This window comes from Okeania hirsuta (assembly GCF_003838195.1).
Lineage (GTDB): Bacteria > Cyanobacteriota > Cyanobacteriia > Cyanobacteriales > Microcoleaceae > Okeania > Okeania hirsuta.
This window is the reverse complement of record NZ_RCBY01000589.1, coordinates 1-1,277: the sequence shown is the minus strand read 5'-3', so window position 1 is coordinate 1,277 and position 1,277 is coordinate 1. Positions and strand designations below refer to the sequence as shown.

The 1,277-nt window shown below is 42.4% G+C and carries 2 protein-coding genes; one reads left to right on the top strand and one right to left on the bottom strand.

The window, feature by feature from the left end; all coding sequences use genetic code 11:
• The coding region (locus tag D5R40_RS33075) for a T9SS type A sorting domain-containing protein (RefSeq protein ID WP_205127856.1) at window positions 1-981 on the top strand (981 nt) is incomplete at its 5' end.
• Between the two features lie 58 nt (window positions 982-1,039).
• Here D5R40_RS33075 and D5R40_RS33070 read toward each other — a convergent pair.
• On the bottom strand, window positions 1,040-1,277 hold a 238-nt coding region (locus tag D5R40_RS33070), incomplete at its 5' end, for a LysM peptidoglycan-binding domain-containing protein (protein WP_124155894.1).

The following is a 1,277-nucleotide window of genomic DNA, read 5'->3' as shown; positions in this document are numbered from 1 at the left end:
ACGGGTTATATAATTGTTAAAGAGTGGAACGGTACCTCATGGCTTAGTGTGGGAGCGAATATTGTGGGGCAAACAAATAATGATGGATCAGGAATCAATGTCTCTATATCAGATAATGGTGAATATGTTGCTTTTGGCTCTCCTTTTAATGAAGAAAATGGAATGTGGACAGGGCAAGTACGGATTTTTATGTGGGATGGAGCTGCATGGGTTCAACGGGGATCAGATATTGAAGGGCTGGAAATTATGGGAAGAACAGGATTTTCCGTCTCTTTATCTTCAGTGGGGGATCGTGTAGCTATAGGAGCAATTGGCATAAATGGTAATACAGGTAGGACCAGAATATATCAATGGAGCCATTCAGATTGGGTCCAGATTGGGAATGATTTATATGGATCGGGTGGAGAAAGTTATTTTGGTTTTGCTAATTCTTTTGCTGCTAACGGAAATAGATTGATCGTTGGAAGCTCTGCTTCAGGAGCGGGGTATGCCAGGGTTTACGATTGGAGTGATTCAAGTTGGGTACAATTAGAAGAAATATCTGGAAACCTTTCAAGTCCAGCCGCCCAATTGTTTGGGACTGCAGTCTCTATTTCTTCAGATGGCAGTACTGCTGCTGTGGGCGCTTCTCGTTCTCGCGGAAATGGAGGTGCTTTTAGACAGGGGCTTACCGGTGCTTACAGCCTTCCTGACTTAGCGACTTCCCTTGCTCCACAAATTTTCGCACGTCATTCTATAGATCAATTATTTCCAAACCCCTCTGATCATATTACGACTCTAACCTATTCGCTGGAAAAATCGGGTGACGTATCTCTTCAGCTATTTAATGATTTGGGACAATTAATTCATGAAAGAATGGAGATTGGTTATCTTGGAGAAAATCAAATTAGGCTGGATGTATCGGACTTAGCTGAAGGACTTTATACTCTTTCCTTAACGTTTGAAGGAATAAGTATTTCAAGATTGCTTTTTGTTTTTTAAAAATACAAAAGCCTCTCCCATACGGAAGAGGCTTTTCTTTTGGTGTTGTTTGCAATGCTTATCCCAGGTGTGGCAAGCGCAATACTTGTCCGGGATAGATCTTGTTTGGATCGCTCAACATAGGTTTGTTAGCTTCAAAGATCTCTGGGTATTTCATCGCATCTCCATAATGCCTTTTAGCGATCTTGGAAAGAGAGTCTCCACTAACTACTGTGTAGAATTGAGCTTCTGGCTCAGGAACGAGCACTTCCATGCGATCGTCCACACAGGCAATGCCCTCGATATTTCCTACTGCC